General features: G+C 74.8%; 3 protein-coding genes and 1 pseudogene. 1 reads left to right on the forward strand and 3 read right to left on the reverse strand.

The features are described from left to right. Nucleotides 1-177 precede the first annotated feature (177 nt). Nucleotides 178-951, forward strand: a complete 774-nt coding sequence (locus Pen02_RS31730; protein WP_203869836.1) for a thioesterase II family protein — start codon at nt 178-180, stop codon at nt 949-951. A gap of 17 nt (nt 952-968) precedes the next feature. Here Pen02_RS31730 and Pen02_RS31735 read toward each other — a convergent pair whose 3' ends face one another. The 3 genes and pseudogenes from Pen02_RS31735 to Pen02_RS31745 all read right to left on the reverse strand — a co-directional run bounded on the left by Pen02_RS31735 (nt 969) and on the right by Pen02_RS31745 (nt 21211). Then, nucleotides 969-1376 carry a winged helix-turn-helix transcriptional regulator gene (locus tag Pen02_RS31735; protein WP_203869837.1) on the reverse strand — a complete coding sequence of 136 codons (408 nt, stop codon included), beginning with the start codon at nt 1374-1376 and terminating at the stop codon, nt 969-971. A 272-nt stretch (nt 1377-1648) separates the two neighbouring features. After that, a pseudogene (locus Pen02_RS31740) lies at nt 1649-19738 on the reverse strand (SDR family NAD(P)-dependent oxidoreductase); the annotation flags it as partial. Between the two features lie 294 nt (nt 19739-20032). Then, complete coding sequence (locus tag Pen02_RS31745) at nt 20033-21211, reverse strand: FAD-dependent oxidoreductase (RefSeq protein ID WP_203869839.1); 1179 nt, start codon at nt 21209-21211, stop codon at nt 20033-20035. Between the last annotated feature and the right edge of the window lie 29 nt (nt 21212-21240).

The raw sequence follows: 21240 nt of genomic DNA on the forward strand, positions 1-21240 counted from the left end.
ACCAGAACCCTCGACGTGGTGCTCGGGCGGTCGAGCCCGACGTTGAGGACGCTAGAGAGGCGCCGACCGGCGGACAACCCCAGAGCTACCCCTGTCGGGCCGACACACCCCAGCACAGCCCCGATCCTGTCGTCCGGGCCCTGGTACCGGTCCGGCGGCTGGGGCATCCTGGCACCCGTGACCACGATCGCCACGGGTGCCTGGATCCGCCGGTTCCATCCAGCGGCAGCGGACGCGCCACGCCTGGTCTGCGTACCGCACGCCGGCGGCAGCGCCAGCTTCTACTTTCCGCACTCCGCCGACCTGGCGCCCGCCGTCGCGGTCCTCGCCGTGCAGTACCCCGGTCGCCAGGACCGGCGCCACGAGCCGTTCGCCGGCTCCGTCGCCGAGCTCGCCGAGGGAGTCGTCGGGGCGCTCGCCGCCCTGCCCGACCTCGGCGACGACGTCTCGCTCTTCGGGCACAGCATGGGCGCGACGGTCGCCTTCGAGGTGGCGCGTCGGCTGGAGCACCGGCTGGGGCTCACTCCCCGCCGGCTCTTCGCCTCCGGCCGCCGCGCTCCGTCCCGGCAGCGCGACGAGCGCGTACACACGCTGAGCGACGACGGCGTCATCGCCGAACTGGCGGCGCTCAACGGCTCCGACAGCCGGATCTTCGCCGACCCCGAGATGCGGGCGCTGCTGCTCCCGGCGATCCGCAACGACTACCGTGCCATCGAGACCTACCGGTGCGCTCCGGACGTCACGATCTCGGCTCCGGTGACGGTACTGACCGGCGCCGCGGACCCGAAGACCACCTCGGAAGAGGCCGACGCGTGGCGCCGGCACACCACGGCCGACGTCACCGTCCACACGATGACCGGCGGGCACTTCTTCCTCAACGAGCACCACACGGCTGTTCTCGACGTCGTCGTCCGGTCACTGACGACGCGCGACAACCCGTCCGGCCGGTGAGGCGAGGACGAGGCTTGTCAGCTCGTCGGCACGCGGTTGCGTGCGGCGGCGATCTCGGGCCAGTTCCGCACCGCCCACTCGGCGAGTCCTGACAGCGGTTCGAGCAGGCTCTCCCCCAGCGGAGTGAGACCGTACTCGACGCTGGGCGGGACGGTCGGACGCACCTGACGCAGCACCAGACCGGACGACCCCAGACCGCGCAGGGTGCGGGTGAGCATGCGCTGGCTGATGCCGTCGATGCTGCGGTGCAGCTCGTTGAAGCGGTGCGACCGGCGGCCGAGCAGCACCAGGACCACCATCGACCACTTGTCGCTCATCAGCCGCACCACGTCCGTGACGGGACAGCTGTCGTACTCCTCGGCGGGCACGGGCATCGGCAGAGCCGCGCTCGCCAGGGACGTGACGCCGGTGTTCGCTGCGGACATGAGAAAGCCTTCTTCCCTCGAGCGCGAGACACGAAGAGGACGGTTCTCTCCACTCTCGGTGACGTGCCTGCTGTGGCGCCATGTTAGCCGCCAATCGCTGTCGGCAAGGATCCGACGTGCGCCCAGACGCCGGATCCCGCCCCTGCCCGGACCGGCCGACCGGCCCCGGCTTCCGGCCCCCGGCCCCCAGCTTCCGGCCTCCGGCGTCCGGCCCCCAGCTTCCGGCGTCCGGCGTCCGGCGTCCGGCTTCCGGCTTCCGGCTTCCGCAGATCTCAACTGGAGTAACCGAACTCGTCGTTGATGAAGCCGAGCACCTCGTCCAGCGACGCCGACTCCAGGTCGATGGCGCCGTTCTCCGCCGCCTGCCGTGGGAACCGTCCCTCCCAGGCCCGCAGTAGCTGTTCGAGGCGCCGGGCGATCCCCGCCGCATGCTCCGGATCGCCCGGCTCGGCCGCGCCCAGCGCCCCGGCGAGCCGGTCCAGCTCGGACGTCAGGTCCAGCGGGCCGGCCTCGGGCGTCGGCGCCGGCAACAGCTCCCGGAGCTGGGCCGCGAGTTCGGCCGGGGACGGATGGTCGAACACCACGGTCGCCGACAGCCGCTGCCCGGTCTCCACGGTCAGCCGGTTGCGCAGCTCCACCGCCGTCAACGAGTCGAGGCCCTGCTCCAGGAAGCCACGGTCCGGGTCGACCGCACCCGGGCCGGGGTGGCCCAGCACCGTGGCGGTGCAGGTCCGGACCAGGTCGAGAACCGCCCGGTCCCGGTCGGCGGCGGACAGCCCGGCCAGCCGGTCGGCGAAGGAGACGGCCGCCGTGGGTCGCGGGGTACCGTCCGCGCCGCCCTCGGCCGGGACGTACGGCGCCAGGCCGCGCAGCGGCGGGCTGACCGGCGCGGTCCGCGCGGCCACGCGCAGCGCCGCCACGTCGAGCCGGACCGGCACCAGGGCCGGTTCGCCGACGCGCAGGGCCAGGTCGAACAGGGCGAGGCCGTCGGCGGTGTCCAGTGGCGCGATGCCGCCCCGGCGCATCCGGCGCAGGTCCGCGTCGGTGAGCCTGCCCGCCATCCCGGCGCGTTCCCGCCACAGGCCCCAGGCCAGCGAGATCGCCGGCAGGCCCCGGGCGGCGCGGTGGTGGGCGAACGCGTCCAGGAACGCGTTCGCGGCCGCGTAGTTGCCCTGGCCCGGCCCGCCGAGGATGCCGGAGGCCGAGGAGAAGACGACGAACGCCCCGAGATCCGCATCCACCGTCGCCTCGTGCAGGTTGAGCACCGCGTCGACCTTGGCGCGGAACACCTCGTCGACCTGCTCGTCGGTCATCGCGGCGATGACGCTGTCCCGGTTGATCCCGGCGGCGTGCACGACCGCCGTCAGCGGATGCGCGGCCGGGATCGCGGCGACCAGTTCACGTACCCGGTCCGGGTCCGCGAGATCACACGCGGCCACGGTCACCTCGGCGCCGAGGCCGCCCAGTTCGTCCCGCAGCTCGGCGGCGCCGGGCGCCGCCGCTCCCCGCCGGCCGACCAGGAGCAGGTGGCGCACGCCCGCCGAGACGACCAGGTGCCGGGCGAGTTCGCGGCCGAGGCCGCCGATGCCACCGCTGACCAGGACCGTCCCGGCCGGGTCGAAGGCATACCCGGGTACCGCCGCCGGCACCACCGCCGGAGCGAGCCGGGGTACGAACGCCTGCCTGCCCCGCAGCACCAACTGCGGTTCGGGTCCGGCGAGCGCGGCCGCCAGATCGTGCGCGGCCACCGTGTCGTCGACGTCGACCAGCACGAAACGGTCGGGCTGCTCGGCCTGGGCCGCCCGGATCAGCCCCCAGACCGCGGCGTGTGTCGGGTCGACCGGGCCGCCGGGCACGTACGGCACGGCCTCGCGGGTGAGTACGACCAGCGTGGTGTTGGCGCGGGCGTCGTCGGCGAGCCACTGCCGGACCACGGACAGCACCCCGACGGTCGCCTCGCGCGCCGACACCGCGTCCGGCGTCCCCGCCCGCGTTCCCACCGGCAGGACGACCGGGCCGGGCAGATCCGGTTCGAGCGCCGAGAGCCCGGGTACGGCCACCGCCGCCAGCCCGCGCAGCGCCGGGAACGTCTCCGGGTCCCCCAGCACCGCGACCGGGAACGTTCCGGCAGGCTCCGGAAGCCGGTACGGAACCAGACTCATCCGGTACAGCCACTCCTGCCGGTCGTCGGCGTCGTCCACCGGCGGCCCCGGCTCCGCGAAGGTCACCCGGGCCGCCCGCAACAGGAGCCGACCGGCGGCGTCCGACAGTTCCACGTCGGCGGCGTCGTCGCCGTCGAGCCGGAACCGCAGGCGCTCCGGTGAACCGGCGGAGAGGCGGTCCAGCCCGTGCCAGACTCCTACCGTGCCGTGGCCGGTCAACGGGGGCAGCGCGGCGAGGGCGGCTCCGGGGGCGCTGCCCGGTGTCGGGGTCAGCTCCGCGTACACCTGGTCGTCGGCGCGCCACAGTGCGGAGACCACCCGCTGTGCGGGACCGTACGCCACGCCCTGCTCCGCCAGCCGGTCGTACTGGCCGTCCAGCGGCACCGGCTCGGCGTCGGCGGGCAGCCAGCCGGACGAGGTGGCGGCAGCCGGGTCACCGGTGCAGGCCCGGCCGTGGGCGTACTCGGTCCAGTCGTCCCGGCCGGTCCGGCGGGCGTGCAGCGTGACCGCGCGGCAGCCGTCCCCGTCCTGCTCCCCCACCCGGACCTGTAGGTCGACGCCGCCCCGGGCGGGCAGCACGAGCGGCCCGCCGAGTGTCAGCTCGGTGAAACCGGTGCAACCGCTGCCGGCGGCGGCGTACAGCAGCGCGTCGGTGATCGCGGTGCCCGGCAGCACCGGCCGGCCGGCGACGGTGTGGTCGGCGAGCCAGGTACCGTCCCGCGCGGTGACCCGGCCGGTGTGCACGGCACCGCCACCGGCCAGCGCGACGGTCACGCCGAGCAGCGGATGTCCGGCCGGATCCGGCCCGTCGGCGCCCGGCAGCAGCCAAAAGTGCTCCCGGCGGAACGCGTACGTCGGCACCGGCACGAGATCCGCGTCGGGCAGGACGGCGTCGGCGTCCACCGGCACACCGTGCGCCCACAACCGGCCGACCGCCTCGGCGACGGCGACACCGTCCGGCCGGTCCGCCCGCAGCATCGGCAGCACCAGCCGCTGCGGGCCGCCGGGCTCGTCGTCCAGGCATTCCGCTGCCATCGGGGTGAGCACCGCGCCGGGGCCGATCTCCAGGAAGACGTCCACCCCGTGGTCGCGCAGGGCGCTGACGCCGTCGGCGAAGCGGACCGCGTGCCGGATGTGCCGGACCCAGTAGTCGGCGGTGGTGAGGTCACCCGGACCCGCGATCGTACCGGTGAGGTTGGAGACGACCGGGATCTGCGGCTCGGCGTACGAGACGCTCTCGGCCACCCGACGGAACTCGTCGAGGATCGGGTCCATCTGCGCCGAGTGGAACGCGTGGCTCACGGTGAGCCGCTTGGTCTTGTGCCCGGCTGCGGTCAGCCGCTCCGCGACCCGCAGCACCGCCTCCTCGTCGCCGGAGAGCACGACCGCCGAGGGGGCGTTGACCGCCGCGACACTCACCCGTGGGTCGTCGGCGATCAGCGCGCGGGCCTCGTCCTCGCCGGCCTGGACCGCGACCATCGCGCCGCCGGGCGGCAACTGCTGCATCAGCCGGCCCCGGGCGGCGACCAGCCGGACGGCGTCCGGCAGGCTCAGCACCCCGGCGACGTGCGCGGCGGCCAGTTCGCCGATCGAGTGACCGACGAGGTGCCCGGGCAGCACGCCCCAGGACTCGACCAGCCGGTAGAGGGCGACCTCGACGGCGAACAGTGCCGCCTGGGTGTACACCGTCTGGTGCAGCAGGGCGGCGTCGTCGGGCTGCTCGGCGAAGATCACCGTACGCAGCGGCAGATCCAGGGCGTCGTCGAAGCCGGCGCAGACCTCGTCCAGGGTACGGGCGTAGACCGGATAGCCGGCGTACAGTTCGCTGGTCATGCCGGGGCGCTGCGAGCCCTGGCCGGAGAAGAGGACGGCCACCCGGGCACCGGTGGGAGTGGCGCCCCGACCGGTACGGGCCAGGATGCGCAGACCGTCGAGCAGGGTGTCGCGGTCGGTGGCGGCGATCGCGGCGCGCCGGTCGAACGCGGAGCGGGCGAGCGCGAGGGTACGGGCGACGCCGGGCAGCGGCAGGTCGGGCCGGGCCAGCAGATGGCGGTGCAGGCGGTCGGCCTGGGCGCGCAGCGCGTCGTCGGCGCGGGCCGACAGCAACACCGGCACCGGCCGGTCGACCACGATCTCGGGCTCCGGTGCCTCCGACGCCGCCGACGCCGCCGGTGCCTCCGATGGCTCCGACGGCTCCTCGATGATGACGTGGGCGTTCGTGCCGCTGATCCCGAACGAGGAGACGCCGGCCCGGCGGGGATGGCCGTTACGCTGCCACGGCTGGACCTCGGTCAACAACCGCACCGCCCCGGACGACCAGTCGACCTCCGGCGTCGGCTCGTCCACATGCAACGTCCTCGGCAACACACCATGACGCAACGCCAACACCATCTTGATCACACCAGCCACACCCGCAGCCGCCTGCGTATGACCGATATTCGACTTCACCGACCCCAACCACAACGGCCGAACACGATCCCGCCCATACGTGGCCAACAACGCCTGCGCCTCAATCGGATCACCCAACCGCGTACCCGTACCATGCGCCTCCACCACATCCACACCAGCCGCCTCGACACCCGCGTCCGCCAACGCCCGCCGAATCACCCGCTGCTGACTCGGACCGTTCGGCGCCGTCAGACCGTTGGAGGCGCCGTCCTGGTTGACCGCCGAGCCACGTACCACCGCCAGGATGCGCCGGCCGTGCCGGCGGGCGTCCGAGAGTCGTTCCAGTACCAGCACACCGACACCCTCACCCCAACCGGTACCGTCGGCGCCCGCCGCGAACGCCTTGCACCGACCGTCCGGAGCCAACCCCCGCTGACGGCTGAAATCGACGAACGGCTCCGGTGAGGACATGACCGTGACGCCGCCGGCCAGGGCGAGGCGGCACTCGCCGCGCAGCAGCGCCTGCGCGGCCAGGTGGATCGCGACGAGCGAGGACGAGCAGGCGGTGTCGATGGTGATCGCCGGCCCTTCCAGGCCCAGCGTGTAGGCGACCCGGCCGGAGGCCACGCTGGCGGAGTTGCCGGTACCGAGGTAGCCCTCGACCTCCGGCGGCACGTTCCGCAGCCGGGCGGCGTAGTGGCCGCCGTTGGTACCGGCGAACACGCCGGTGTCGGTACCGCGCAGCGTCATCGGATCGATGCCCGCCTGCTCGACCGCCTCCCAGGCGGTCTCCAGCAGTACCCGCTGCTGCGGGTCCATCGCGATCGCCTCACGCGGCGAGACACCGAAGAAGCCCGCGTCGAACTCGCCCGCACCGGACAGGAAGCCACCCACGGTGGTGTACGTCGTGCCGTGGTGCTCGGGGTCCGGGTCGAACAGCGCGTCGAGATCCCAGCCACGGTCGGCCGGGAAGGGCACCATGGCGTCGCCGCCGGAATTCAGCAGAGTCCAGAACTCGTCCGGGGTACGCACGCCACCCGGGAAGTGGCACGCCATACCGACGATCGCGACGGGCTCGTCGACCGGCGCCGTGGTGACCGGACTCGCCGCAGTACCGCCGCCCGCCGCCTCGCCGTGCAGGAAACCCGCCAGCGACGCGGGCGTCGGGTAGTCGAAGACGAGGGTCGTGGGCAGCGCCCTGTCGAGCGCCGCCGCGAGCCGGTTGCGCAGTTCCACGGCGGTCAGCGAGTCGAAGCCGATCTCCTGGAACGCCCGGTTCGGATCGACCTCGGCGGCCCCGCCGTGCCCGAGCACCGCGGCGACCTCGGTCCGTACCAGATTCGTCAGCGCTGCGGCCATCTCGGCCGGCGGTGTCGCCGCGAGGACGGACCCGGCGTCCCCGGCGGGCCGCGCCGTGGGGGCCTGCACCTGCGGAACCAGTTCGCTGAGCAGCGGGCTCGACCGCACCACGGTGAACGACGCGGCGAACCGGTCCACGTCGAGATCGGCGACCACGGTCGACGGGCCTCCCGAGCGCACGAGCCGCTCCAGCAGCGCCAGCGCGCGTTCGGGTGGCATCGGCCGGACCCCGTCCCGGGCCAGCCGCTCGCCGACCGCACCCGCCGCCATGCCGGCCCCGGCCCACGGTCCCCAGGCGACGGCGGTGGCGGGCAGACCGTCCGCACGGCGCTGCTCGGCCAGGGCGTCCAGGTAGGCGTTCGCGGCGGCGTAGTTCGCCTGCCCCGCCCCACCGACGGCGCCGGCGAACGAGGAGAACAGGACGAACCCGCCCACGCCCGTCCCGGCGGTCAGCTCGTGCAGGTTCCGGGCACCGTCCACCTTGACCCGCAGCACACCGGTCAGACGCTCGGGGGTGAGCGAGGTGATCACGCCGTCGTCGAGGACACCTGCGGCGTGCACCACCGCGACCAGCGGGCGGTCTGCGGGCACCGCCGCCAGCAGGCCGGCGAGCGCCTCCCGGTCGGCCACGTCGCAGGCGGCGACGGTCACCCCGACGGCCCCGAGCGCGGTCAGCTCCGTACGCAGCTCGACCGCGCCGGGCGCCGCCTCGCCGGAGCGGCTGACCAGCATCAGGTGCTGGGTACTGTGCGCGGCGAGGCGACGCGCGAGCTGGGCGCCGAGTCCGCCGGTGCCGCCGGTGATCAGGATGGTGCCCTGCACCGACCGTTTCGGACGGGCGGCGGAGGCCGGCTCCTCGTCCGGAAGGGCGGCCGTGCGGACAAGTCGGCGGCCGAAGACGCCAGCGTCGCGGACCGCGACCTGGTCCTCGCCGCCCCGGCCGGTCACGACGGCGGCGAGCCGCTGCCACGCCCGCTCCCCGGGCGTCGCGGGCAGATCGACCACCCCGCCCCACAGCCCGGGAAGTTCGAGGGCCGCGACCCGGGCCAGTCCCCAGAGCTGGGCTGCCACCGGGTCGGCGAGCCGGTCGGCGGGGCCGACGGAGACCGCGCCGTGCGTCACCGCCCAAACCGGCGCGGTGCGACCGGCGTCGTGCAGCGCCTGCACCAGGGCCACGGTCGACGCCAGGTCCAGCGCGCACAACACGCCGGTCAGCGGTTCGTCGCCGGCAGCGGCCAACAGATCCGGGAGAGCGGCGTTGGCCGCCAGGTCCGGGAAATCGGCGCCAGTCGCCAGGTCAGGGAAGTCAGGGCCGGTCGCCAGGGCCGGGGAACCGGGGCCGGCCGCCACCTGCACCACCCGGGCGCCCCGCGCGGTCAGTGCCCGCGCGGCGGGGGCCAGCGCGTCGTCGGCGGCGACGACCAGCCAGGTCCCCCCGGCGGGGTCGGCGGCCGGTTCGGGCAGCGGACGCCAGACCGCCTGGTAACACCACGGCTCGCTTTCCGCCGCTCCGGGGCGGGTCGCGGCGGCGGTCAGGGTTTCGATCGGCCACCAGTAGCGGCGGCGCTGGAACGGGTACGTCGGCAGCCGTACCGGCCGCGCGCCGAGCCCGGCGAACGCCGTGTCGTGGTTCCAGGCGTAGCCGTGCACGTACAGCCGGGCCAGCGCGGCCGCGAAGGCGAGGTCCTCCGGCTGCCTGCGGTGCTGGGTGGGTACGACCACGGCCGGTTCCGCACCCGTCAGGCACGCGCCGGCCGTGGCGGACAGCGCCGCGTCCGGGCCGACCTCGACGAACGCGCGTACGCCCTCGGCCTCGGCAGTCCGCACCGCGTCGGCGAACCGGACAGCCTCCCGCAGGTGCCGCGTCCAGTAGTCCGCGGACCGCAGGTCGCCGTCGGTGGCGCGGCGGCCGGTGAGGGTGGAGACGATCGGGACGTTCGGCTCGGCGTAGCCGACGGTCTGCGCGACACGCCGGAACTCCTCGCTGATCTCGTCCATGTGCCAGGAGTGGAAGGCGTGGCTGACCCGCAGCCGTCGGGTACGCCGGCCGCGTCCGGCCCAGAGCGCGACGACCGAATCGACCACGTCGCTGTCACCGGACACGACGACGGATTCCGGACCGTTGACCGCCGCGACGTCCGCACGCGGCGGCAACTCGGCGAGGATCTCCTGCTCGGTCGCTGCCACCGAGGCCATCGCCCCGACCCGGTCCAGCCGCTGCATCAGCCGGCCACGAGTCGTGACCAGCAGGGCGGCATCGGCGAGGGACAGCACCCCGGCCACGTGCGCCGCCGCGAACTCTCCCACCGAGTGTCCCGCCAGCAGAGCCGGGCGTACGCCGAGCCACTCCAGCAGCCGGAACAGCGCGACCTCGAACGCGAAGATCGCCGGCTGGGTGTAGCCGGTCTCGTCCAGCAGCGCCGCCTCGCTCGCCCCCTCGGCGGCGAACATCAACTCGCGCAACGGCCGGTCGAGGTGTTCGTCCAACCGGGCCAGCGCCTCGTCCAGAGCGGCGGCGAAGACGGGATGGGCATCGGCCAGCGCCCGGCCCATGCCCGGACGCTGGCTGCCCTGCCCGGTGAACAGGAAAGCCAGCGGTCCGGGATCCTCGGCGACACCGGTCAGCACGGCGGCGGTCGTCTCGCCACGGGCGAGCGCCATGAGCCCGGCCCGGTAGCCGTCGCCGTCCGGCGCGGTCACCGCCGCGCGATGCCGCAGGGCGGTACGCGTGGTGGCCAGGGCCAGCGCGACGTCGACCGGGCGGTACGGGCTGTCCGGGCCGGCGTACCCGAGCAGACCTCGCGCCTGGTCCCGCAGCGCCGCCGGGGTCGCCGCCGACAACACCCAGGGCAGCGGCCGGTCCGCTCCCCCGGGACCGACCTGCACGTCCTCGGCAGGACCGGCCGCTTCGAGGATCTCGGCGGGACCGGCCTGTTCGAGGATCACGTGGGCGTTCGTACCGCTGATGCCGAAGGACGACACGGCGGCCCGGCGCGGGCGTCCGGTCTCCGGCCACGGCGCGGCCTCGCCGAGCAGCGTGACCGCGCCGGCCGACCAGTCGACGTGCGGGGTCGGCTCGTCCACGTGCAACGTCTTGGGCAGCAGGCCGTGCTCCAACGCCAGCACCATCTTGATGACACCGGCCACGCCCGCCGCAGCCTGCGTGTGGCCGATGTTCGACTTGACCGACCCCAGCCGCAGCGGCCGGTCCGCCGGCCGGTCCTGCCCGTACGTGGCGAGCAGCGCCTGCGCCTCGATCGGATCCCCGAGGACGGTGGCCGTACCGTGCGCCTCGACGGCGTCCACGTCGGCGGTGGTGAGCCCGGCGTTCGCCAGCGCCTGCCGGATCACCCGCTGCTGGCTGGGTCCGCTCGGCGCGGTCAGACCGTTCGACGCGCCGTCCTGGTTGACCGCCGAACCGCGCAGCAGCGCCAGAACCCGGTGGCCGCGCCGCCGCGCATCCGACAGGCGCTCCACGAGCAGGATTCCGGCGCCCTCGCCCCAGCCGGTGCCGTCGGCGGCGGCGGCGAAGGCTCTGCACCGGCCGTCGGGCGCGAGACCCCCCTGCCGGCTGAACTCGATGAACGCGCCGGGCGTCGACAAAACGGTGACGCCACCGGCCACGGCCAGGTCGCACTCGCCGGCCCGCAGCGCCTGGGCGGCCAGGTGCAGGGCCACCAGCGACGACGAGCACGCGGTGTCCACGGTGACCGCCGGCCCCTCCAGGCCGAGCTGGTAGGCGATGCGCCCGGACATCACGCTGGTGGCGCTGCCGGTGATCAGGTAGCCCTCGCCGCCACGCTCGGCGCCCTGCATCAGGGTCACGTAGTCCTGGCCGTTGGCGCCGACGAACACACCCGTACGACTGCCCCGCAGCGTCGCCGGGTCGATGCCGGCCCGCTCGACGGCCTCCCAGGCGGTCTCCAGCAGGATCCGCTGCTGCGGGTCCATGGCGGTGGCCTCGCGGGGCGAGATGCCGAAGAACTCCGCGTCGAACTCCGCAGCGTCGTACAGGAACGCGCCGGCCCGCGTCGTGGTCGTGCCGGGGCGCCCCGGCTCGCCCGACCAGAGACTGTCCAGGTCCCAGCCCCGGTCGGCGGGGAATCCACCGACCGTGTCCACGCCCTCGGCCAGCACCTGCCAGAACTCCTCCGGCGACCGGATCCCGCCGGGGAACCGGCAACTGACGGCGACGACCGCGATCGGGTCCGCCGCGTCCACCGCAGCGACGGGAACCGGGGCAGCGGCGTCGGCGGTCAGCTCGCCGGTCAGCTCGCGCAGCAGATGGGTGGCGAGCGCCTCCCCGGTCGGGTGGTCGAAGACGAGGGTCGTACCCAGGTTGAGGCCGGTGACGGTGCGCAGCCGGTTACGCAACTGGATGCCGGTCAGCGAGTCGAAGCCCAGATCCTTGAACGCCCGGGCGAGCGACAGCCGGCGCGGCGAGTCGTGGCCGAGTACCGCCGCCGCCTGCTCGCGGACCAGTTCTTCGACCTGAGCCCGCCGCTCGGCCGCCGGCAGCGCCGCGAGCTGGTCCGCCAGGGCCGAACCGGTCCCGGAGCCGGTGTCCGCGCGGGTCGCCGCAGCCCGCCGGGCGCGGGCCCCGGCGAGATCACGTAATACCACGGGCAGCGTCCCGGCGGCCGCCTGGCCGCGCAGCGCGGCCAGGTCGAAGTCCGCGGCGACCACGACCGGCTCGTCGCCGGCCCGGGCCGCGCGCAGCAACGCCAGGCCGTCCCCGGCCGCCAGCGGGGCGATCCCGCCGCCCCCGATCCGGCGCAGCTCCGCCTCGGCGAGGTGGCTGGTCAGCTCGCTGCGCTCGGCCCAGAGCCCCCACGGCACGGCGAGCGCCGCAAGGCCCTGCCGGCGGCGGGCGCGGGCCAGCGCGTCGAGGAACGCGTTCGCGGCGGCGTAGTTGGCCTGTCCGGCGGTGCCGACCGTACCCGCGATCGAGGAGAAGAGTACGAACTCCCGCAGGCCGAGCCCGGCGGTCAGCTCGTGCAGGTGCAGCGCGCCGTCGACCTTCGCGCGCAGCACCGCGTCGACCCGCGCGGGGGTCAGGGCGCCGACCACACCGTCGTCCAGGGCACCGGCCGCGTGCACCACGACGGTCAGCGGATGCGCGGCGGGGATGTCCGCGATGGCGGCGGCCAGTGCGTCGCGGTCCGCCGCGTCGGCCCGGACCAGGGTGACGCCGACGCCGAGGGCTTCCAGTTCCGCCGCCAGCTCACCCGCGCCGGGGGCGTCGGCGCCACGCCGGCCCAGCAGCAGCAGGTGACCGACCTCGCCCCGGGTCGCCAGGTCCCGGGCGACCAGGCGGCCGAGCGCGCCGGTGCCGCCGGTGATCAGCGCGGTCCCGCCGACCGGCTCCGGCTCGCCCGTTGCCGACACCGGGACCAGGCGCGGCACGCTCAGGACACCGTCACGGACGGCCAGTTGCGGCTCACCGGTCGCCACCCCGGCACGCAGCACCGCTGCGGAAGCCGGGGCGTCGTCGGTGTCCACGAGCACGAACCGGCCCGGCTCCTCCGACTGCGCCGAGCGCAGCAGGCCGCGTACGGCTGCGCCGGGCAGGTCCCGCTCCTCCGCGTCGTGGGTCAGCACGACCAGGGGTACGTCGGCGGTCCGCCGGTCGGCCAGCCACGCCTGCACCACCCGCAACGTCTCGTACACGGCGGCCCGCACGGCGGCGGCCACGTCGGTGTCCGCTCGGCGCGGCACGTCCAGCAGCACAGGGCCGGACAGCTCCGTCGCGGGCTCGGCGAGCAGGGCGAGCAGTTCGTCCGCAGTCGCCACCGTCGGCGGTACGCCCGGCGTCGCCTGCGGCAGGGCGCTCCAGGCCAGGCGGTACAGGCCCCGGCGGGCCGGGGCGGAGTACGTGGCGGGGTCGGGGGTGGTCAGTCGTAGCGCCCCGGCCGTGAGCACCGGGGCACCCGTACCGTCGGCGGCGACGAGCGTCAGCGTGCCCGCCGGCCCCGGCGTGAGCCGCACCCGCAACTCGGTCGCGCCGGTGGCGTGCAGGACCACGTCCTGCCAGTCGGTCGCCACGGCCGACGGCTCCGATGTCGCGGCCCGTACGGCAGCCGCGAGCAGGTCCGGGTGGATGCCGAAGCCGCCCGCCGGCTCCGCGTCGTCCGCGAGACGCACTTCCGCCCACGTCGTGTCGCCCCGCTGCCACACCCCGCCCGGCTCGGCACGAGCGGAACGTGGCGGCCAGACGGCCAGCTCCGCGTCCGGAGGTCCGACCGTACGCCGCTCCGCCGTGCCGTGGGCGAGCCGGATCCACGAGGGATCGTCGTCACGCCGGGCGAAGATCTCCACGGTACGGCGGCCGTCGGCATCGGACCCGGCCACCGTCACCTGCACCCGCGTCGCGGTCGACGATGACAGCGGCAGCGGCGCCTCGACGGTGAGCGTGCCGAGCCGTTCGCAGCCGGCCTCGTCGCAGCCGCGCAGGGCGAGTTCGACCAGGACCTCGGCGGGCGGCGGCTCCGCGCCCGCGTACAGCCACGGATGGGTCGCGGCCGACAGCCGGCCGGTCAGCAGGACACCGCCTCCGCCGCCCTGCTCCACGGCCGCGCCCAGCAACGGGTGTCCGGCGGGTGCCAGGCCCAGCCCGGTCGCGTCGCCGGCCGACGGCGTCGGCAGCAGCCAGTAGTCGCGTTGCTGGAAGGCGTAGGTGGGCAGGTCCACCGGGCGGGCGTCCGGCCCGAAGAGCGGGGTCCAGTCGACCTCGACGCCGGCGACCTCCGCCTCGGCCAGTGCGGTGGTCATCCGGGACAGGCCGCCGACGTCACGCTGGAGCGTGCTCAGCACCGACCCGCGTACCCCGGCGTCGTCCAGCACCGACTCGATCGACGCGTGCAGCACCGGGTGGGTGCTGATCTCGAGGTAGGTGGTGATCCGCTCGGCGGCCAGCGCCCGTACGGCCGGGTCGAACTCCACGATCTGCCGCATGTTGCGGTACCAGTAGTCGCCGTCGAGCGTACCGGTGTCGAGGAGCCCACCGGTCACCGTGGAGTAGAACGGCACGGTGGCGGCGGTGGGCGCGACCGGGGCGAGCACCCGCAGCAGTTCCTCCCGCACCGCGTCCACCTGCGCGGAGTGCGCGGCGAGGTCGATGCCGTGGATCCGCCGGGCGCGGACTCCGTCCGCCTCCAGGGCCGTCTCCAGCTCGGTGAGCGCGTCCCGGTCGCCGGAGACGGTCACGGTCGCGGGACCGTTGATCGCCGCGATCGACAGCCGGCCCGTCCAGCGCGGCAGACGCCGCTCCAGTTCCTGCCGGGACGCCAGGACCGAGGTCATACCGCCCGCACCGGCCATCGCCCGCTGCGCGGCCTGGCTGCGTAGGGCGATGATCCGGGCGGCGTCGCGCAGGGTCAGGCCCCCGGCGACGTACGCCGCCGCGATCTCGCCCTGGCTGTGCCCGACCACGGCGACCGGCTCCACGCCGAAGGAGCGCCAGAGTGCGGCCAGCGACACCATGGTGGTGAAGAGCACGGGCTGGACCACGTCCGTACGCTCCATCGACGGCGCGTCCGGCACCCCGGCCAGCAGATCCAGAACGGACCAGTCCTGGAACTCCCGCAGTGCGGCGTCGCACTCCTGCACACTCGCCCGGAACACCGGCGAGGTCTCCAGCAGCTCCGCCACCATGCCCGGCCACTGGGTGCCCTGGCCCGGAAAGACGAAGGCGACCGGGGTCCGGAGCGCGACGCCGCCGGTGACCACGTTCGGCGCCTCGGTGCCGTCCGCCAGCGCGCGCAGCCCCGCGACCAGGTCCGCGCGGTCGTGACCGACCACGACGGCCCGGCTCTCCAGCCGGGCTCGGGTGGTGGCCAGCGACAGGCCCACGTCGGCAGGCTCCGGCGACCGGGTCTCCGCGTACCCGGCCAGCCGCTCCGCCTGCGCCCGCAGCGCCTCGGGCGAGCGCCCGGAGAGTACCCAGGCGACCGGTCCGGCCGGCTCGGTACGCGGCTCCGGGCTCGCGGCACCGGCGGCTGAAACTCGCGCGCTGCCCCGCAACTCCCCGAAACCGGCACCGTCCTGCGGCGCCTGCTCGATGATCACACGCGCGTTGGTGCCGCTGATCCCGCCGGCATCGTCCTGCGGTGCCTGTTCGAGGATCACGTGTGCGTTGGTGCCGCTGACTCCGAAGGACGAGACCCCGGCGCGCCGTGGACCGCCGGTGACCGGCCACGGAACGGTCTCGGGCAGCAGCTCGACGGTGCCGGCGGACCAGTCGACGTACGGTGTGGGCGCGTCGTGGTTGAGGGTTCGTGGCAGCAGCCCGTGCCGCATGCCGAGGACCATCTTGATCACACCGGCCACGCCTGCGGCGGCCTGGGTGTGACCGATGTTCGCCTTGACGGAGCCGAGCCGCAGCGGCCGGTCCGCCGGACGGTCCCGCCCGTACGCGGCGATGAGCGCCTCGGCCTCGATCGGGTCGCCGAGACGGGTGCCGGTACCGTGCGCCTCCACGGCGTCGACGTCCGCCGCAGCCAGCCCGGCGCTGGCCAGCGCCCGCCGGATCACCCGGACCTGCGCGGGTCCGTTCGGCGCGGTCAGCCCGTTGCTGGCGCCGTCCTGGTTGACCGCCGAGCCGCGCAGCACCGCGAGGACCGGATGGCCGTGCCGCCGCGCGTCGCCGAGCCGTTCGAGCACGAGCATGCCGGCGCCCTCGCCCCAGGCGGTGCCGTCGGCCGCCGCCGCGAACGGCTTGCACCGGCCGTCGGCGGCGAGTGCGCGCTGGCGGCTGAACTCCAGGAACGGGGCGGGCGTCGCCATCACGGCCACACCGCCGGCCAGCGCGAGCGAGCACTCGCCCTGCCGCAGCGCCTGGGCGGCCAGGTGGAGCGCGACCAGCGACGACGAGCAGGCGGTGTCCACTGTGACCGCCGGACCCTCCAGCCCGAACGCGTAGGCGATCCGGCCGGACAGCACGCTGCCCGCAGTACCGGTGCTGAGAAAGCCCTCCACGTCCTCGGGTACCCGGTCCAGCCGGGTGGCGTAGTCATGGAACATGGCCCCGGCGAACACCCCGACCGCGTCGCCGCGCAGGCTCACGGGGTCGATCCGGGCGCGCTCGAACGCCTCCCAGGCGATCTCCAGCAGCAGCCGCTGCTGCGGATCCATGGCGAGGGCCTCGCGGGGCGAGATGCCGAACAGTTCGGCGTCGAAGGCGGCGGCCGAGGTCAGGAATCCACCGGTACGCACGTAGCTGGTGCCCGGGCTGTCCGGATCGGGGTGGTAGAGCGCCTCGACGTCCCAGCCCCGGTCGCCGGGGAAGCTCGTCATCGCGTCCCGGCCCTCGACGACCAGGTCCCACAGTTGTTCGGGTGAGTCGATCCCCCCGGGATAGCGGCAGCTCATCGCGACGATGGCGATCGGTTCCCCCGGGTCCGCCACGGGCTCGTCGGCGGGGTGCGGGACAGGCTCGGCCCCGGACAGCCCGGCCGCCAGGTGCCGGGCGAGCACCCGGGGGGACGGATGGTCGAATGCCGCCGTCGCCGCGAGCGGCTGCCCGGTCGCGGCGACCAGCCGGTTCCGCAGCTCCACCGAGGTGGCGGAGGTGAAGCCGAGATCCTGGAAGGACCGCTCGGGCAGTACGTCCGCCGGGCCGGGCAGGCCGAGCACGGCGGCCGACTCGGTCAGCACGATGGTGAGGATCCGCTGCTCGCGCTCGCGGCCGGACAACCCGTGGAGCCGGTCCGTCGTCGTCCTGGCGCGGGGAGCCAGGGCGCGCAGGACCGGTGCTGTCCCGGCGCCGCCATCGAGGGCCGCGATGTCGATGTCGACCGGCAGCAGCTCCGGTGCGCCGGCCGTCATGGAGACGGAGAGCAGTGACAGGGCCTGCTCGGGCGTGAGCGGGAGGCATCCCCTCGGCCAGCCGGACAGGTCGTCGCCGGGCGCCGGCCCCCAGGCCAGGTTGACAGTGCTCAGGCCCATGGCCCGACGGTGGGCGGCAAGCGCGGTGCAGAAGCCGGCCGCTGCCGCCCGCGTCGATTCCACCGGTACGCCGAGGGCCGGTCCCGCCGTGGTGAAGAGCACCAGCACCGGCGCTCCCGGCTCGGTGCTCGCCTCGTGTAGCTGCCACACGCCCTCGGGGTCCTCGTCGGCGGAGGTGTGCACGATCACCGCCAGCGGACGCCCCGCCCCGGGCCCGGTGAGGATGTCGAGCGGCGTACCGGCGCCGTTCGTGGTGGGCGACACCGTGAGCGTGGCGCCGAGGTCGGCGAGGGCCTCGGCCAGTCCGTCCTGCTCGCCGGGGACGGCCAGGTGGCGTACGCCGTGCCGGGCCGCCAGACGCAGCGCGACCTCCCGGGGCCGGGCTCCGGTGACCAGCACCGCCGCGTCCGGCGCGAACGAGGGGATGCCGTCGGCGGCGGCCCGCGCCAGGCGCGGCACGTGGAGGCGTCCGGAGCGGACGGCCAGGCGCGGTTCGCCGCCGTGCCCGGCGAGCGCCGCCGCGACCGTTGCCGCGCCGGGGTCGTCGGTGTCGAGTACGACGATCCGGCCGTCGGCCGCAGCGGCGCGGGCGGTGGCCATGGCGTGCACCGCAGCGGCCGTGGGCTCGGGCAGTTCTCCGGGCAGCACCGCGATCGCGCCACGGGTCAGCACGACCACCGGGCCGGTGGTTTCGGTGAGCCGCTGTTCCAGCAGACCGGCAGCCCGCCGGACGGCCGCGCGCACCCCGGCCGGGTCGGGCCGCGGTGTGAGATCGAGGACGGCGTCGTCTCCGGGCGCCTCCCCGGCCGGGTCCGAGCCGACCGTGGCCGGATCGGCCGGGTCGGGCCGACGAGATCGCCGCCGCGATCGTCTGGCTGCTCGGTTCGGGGCGACCGTGGCTGGGTCGACCGGGTCCGGGGCGATCGTGGCCCCGCCGACCGAGGCCGGGCCGGACGGGTTCGGGGCGACCGTGACCGGATCGGCCGGGGGCCAGGTCAGGCGGAACAGCGCGTCCGTGCGGCCGTGCACGCCGAGCAGGCGCGCGGGCGTACCGCCCAGCCGGTGCCGGGTGATCTTCCCGGAGGCGGTGCGCGGGATCTCGGCCACCGCGTACAGCGCGACCGGCACCTTGTAGTAGGACAGCCGCGCGCCCAGGGCCGCGAAGGCCGTCGTCACGTCGAACGGCTCCGCCGGGTCGAGCACGAGGTAACCGACCGGCTGCTCGCCGAGCACCTCGTCGGGCTCCCCGGCCGCTGCGGCATCGGTCACGCCGCCGAGCCCACGCAGCACCTCGTCGATCTCGCCGGGATGGATGTTCTCCCCGCCTCGGATGATCAGGTCCTTGATCCGGCCACTGATCGTCAGGTGCCCGGCGGTGTCGCGGCGGGCCAGGTCACCGGTGCGGTACCAGCCGTCGCGTAGCGCCTCGACCGTCGCCTCGGGCCGGCCGTGGTACCCGAGCATCAGGCTGGGGCCACGGACCCACACCTCGCCCTCGGTGCCGGGCGGTACCTCCGCGCCGGTACCCGGGTCGGTGATCCGCACGTCGAGTCCTGGTACCGGCAGCCCGCAGGACCCGTCGGGCAACGGCCGGTCCGGCGGGGACATGGTGATCGCGCCGCAGGTCTCGGTGCTGCCGTAGCTGTCGAGCAGCCGGACGCCCACCGCATCCAGGAACGCGGCGCGCAGCGCGGCACCGGCCACCGCGCCCGTACACAGACAGACCCGCAGGCTGTCCGTCCGCACCGAACCACGCCCGGCCTCCCGGGCCAGGTGGTGGTACATCGTCGGCACTCCGACCAGGACTGTGTAGGCACCGGTCGTCAGCTCGGCGGCGACCTGCTCGGCGGCGAAGCCGGGCAGGATCCGCGCCGACGCGCCGACCGCGGTCACGCCGACCACCGCGAGGATGTGCGAGAGGCTGTGGAACAGCGGCAGCGGCCACAGCAGGTGGTCGTCGGGCCGCAGGCCCAGCAGCGGCTCGTACGAGGCCCCGATCGACCAGAGGCAACTGCGCTGGGTGGAGAGCACCCCCTTGGGCCGGCCGGTGGTTCCCGAGGTGTAGAGCATCCACGCCACCTCGTCCAGGCCGAGGTCGTCCCGGGGAGCGGGGCCGGGCTCGGTGCTCGCCAGCCGCTCGAACGAGAGTTCGCCCTGCTGCCCGGCGCCACCGGCCACGACGGTCACGTCGGCTGGCAGGGCGGCACGCACCTCCGCGACCCGGGCCGCGTCGGCGATCACCAGCCGGGCGCCGCTGTCCGCGACCAGGTACGCCAGCTCGTCCGCCGTCGCGAGCGGGTTCACCGGCACCCCGACCCCGGCGGCGCGCAGCACGCCCAGGTACGACTCGACCTGTTCGACGGTGTTGCCGAGCATCAGCACCGCCCGGTCGCCGCGACCGAGCCCGAGGGTTGCGAGGTGACCCGCGAGCCGCCCGGTACGCAGCGCCAGCTCCGGGTAGCCGACACTGCGCGAGTCGTCGCGGTACGCCGCCTTGCCGGGAAAGCGCTCGGCGTTGGCCAGCAGCAGCTCCGGCAACGCTCGGATCGGCTCGGAAAGTGGCACCTGGGTCTCCCTGTCCTCGTCCGGCGGGCCGGTTCCCGCACACGCCGTCGTTCCGGTTCCGGGCGTCGTTCGTCTCCGTACGCGCGTTCGTCCCCGTCCGCGCGGTCGTCTCGCTGCGTGCCGTCGTCTCCGTGCCTGCCCTTGTCCCGCCCGCGCGCGCGGTCGTCGCTGCGTGCCGTCGTCTCGCTGCGCGCGTTCGTCTCCGTCCGCACGTCGGCTCGGTGCGATGCCGTCGGCTCAGCGCACGTCGTCGTTGAGGAAGCTGCTGCCGCGCACGATGTTGGCGCGCAGCATCTTCGTGCCGTTCACGCCCTTGCGGGTACGGCGCAGGGCGAGCAGCAGCGGGTTGGCGCGCTGCATCATCCGGGCCGTGGAGTGGATGCGCTTGGCGCGCGGCCGGCGAATCTGCTCGTAGCGGCGCAGCGCGAGTGCCGGATCGTCGGCCGCGGCGGTCGTCCGGCTGAGCACCCAGGCATCCTCGAGCGCCTGGTTGACGCCCATGCCGATGCGGGGAGGCACCACGTGTGCCGCGTCGCCGACGAGCGTGACCCGGCCCCGACCCCACTCCCCGGCAACGCGGTGCAGGAGGTGCGGCGCGACGGCGATGTCGTCCTCGGTCAGGGCGTCCAGCAACTCTCGTACGGGCGGGGCCCAGTCGCCGAAGCCCTTGCGCAGGGTGGCGAGCCGGGATCCGGCGACCGGTCGTTCGGCTGCGTCGGCCGTCTCCGCTCCGGCGGGGATGTGCCGCAGCGCGCCCGTCCACGGCACCTCGAACGCCCAGTGGATCAGCCCCTGCCCGACCGGGTGGATGGTGCACAGCCCGACTCTGCCGTAGTAGGTCGGCACGACGTGCTCGGAACCCAGCCCGATGGGTACCTGCGTGGTGCCGTGCCACGAGGCGAGTCCCATCGCCCGGGGCAGCACGTCGCCGACCAGGTGACGCCGTACGACCGACCGGTATCCGTCCGCGCCGATCAACACGTCGCCGTTCGCCGTCGTACCGTCGTCGAAGTGGGCCACGACGCCGGTGCCGGCCTCCTCGATCCGGACGCACTTCTTGCCGAACCGCAGCACACCGGGCGGCAGCGCCTCGACGGCACGGTCCATGACCTGGCCCCGCATGACGCCCAGCCCCGGCGTACCCAGCTCGTCGGCGATCTCGGCCATGTCGGTACGCATCAGCGGGCGCCCGTCGTACGACCAGACGTCGGCGGCGTCGATGCGCTGGCCCAGCCCGTCCAGCCGTAGCCCCAGGTCCTTCATGATGCCGGTGCCGTTGTGCCAGACCATCACACCGTTGCCGCCGTCCCGCAACTGCGGCGCACGCTCGTAGATCTCCACGTCGTGCCCGGCCCGGGCCAACCCGACCGCCGTCAGCGTCCCGCTGACGCCGGCGCCGATGATTACCGCCTTCATCGTGTCTCTCCAGGGTGCTCGACCGGATC

This window comes from Plantactinospora endophytica, assembly GCF_016862915.1.
GTDB lineage: Bacteria > Actinomycetota > Actinomycetes > Mycobacteriales > Micromonosporaceae > Plantactinospora > Plantactinospora endophytica.

Bases quoted from the DNA above. Each gene is read 5' to 3' on its own strand.
- Pen02_RS31735 (WP_203869837.1), bottom strand. From the start codon at position 1,376: ATGTCCGCAGCGAACACCGGCGTCACGTCCCTGGCGAGCGCGGCTCTG.
- Pen02_RS31745 (WP_203869839.1), bottom strand. From the start codon at position 21,211: ATGAAGGCGGTAATCATCGGCGCCGGCGTCAGCGGGACGCTGACGGCG.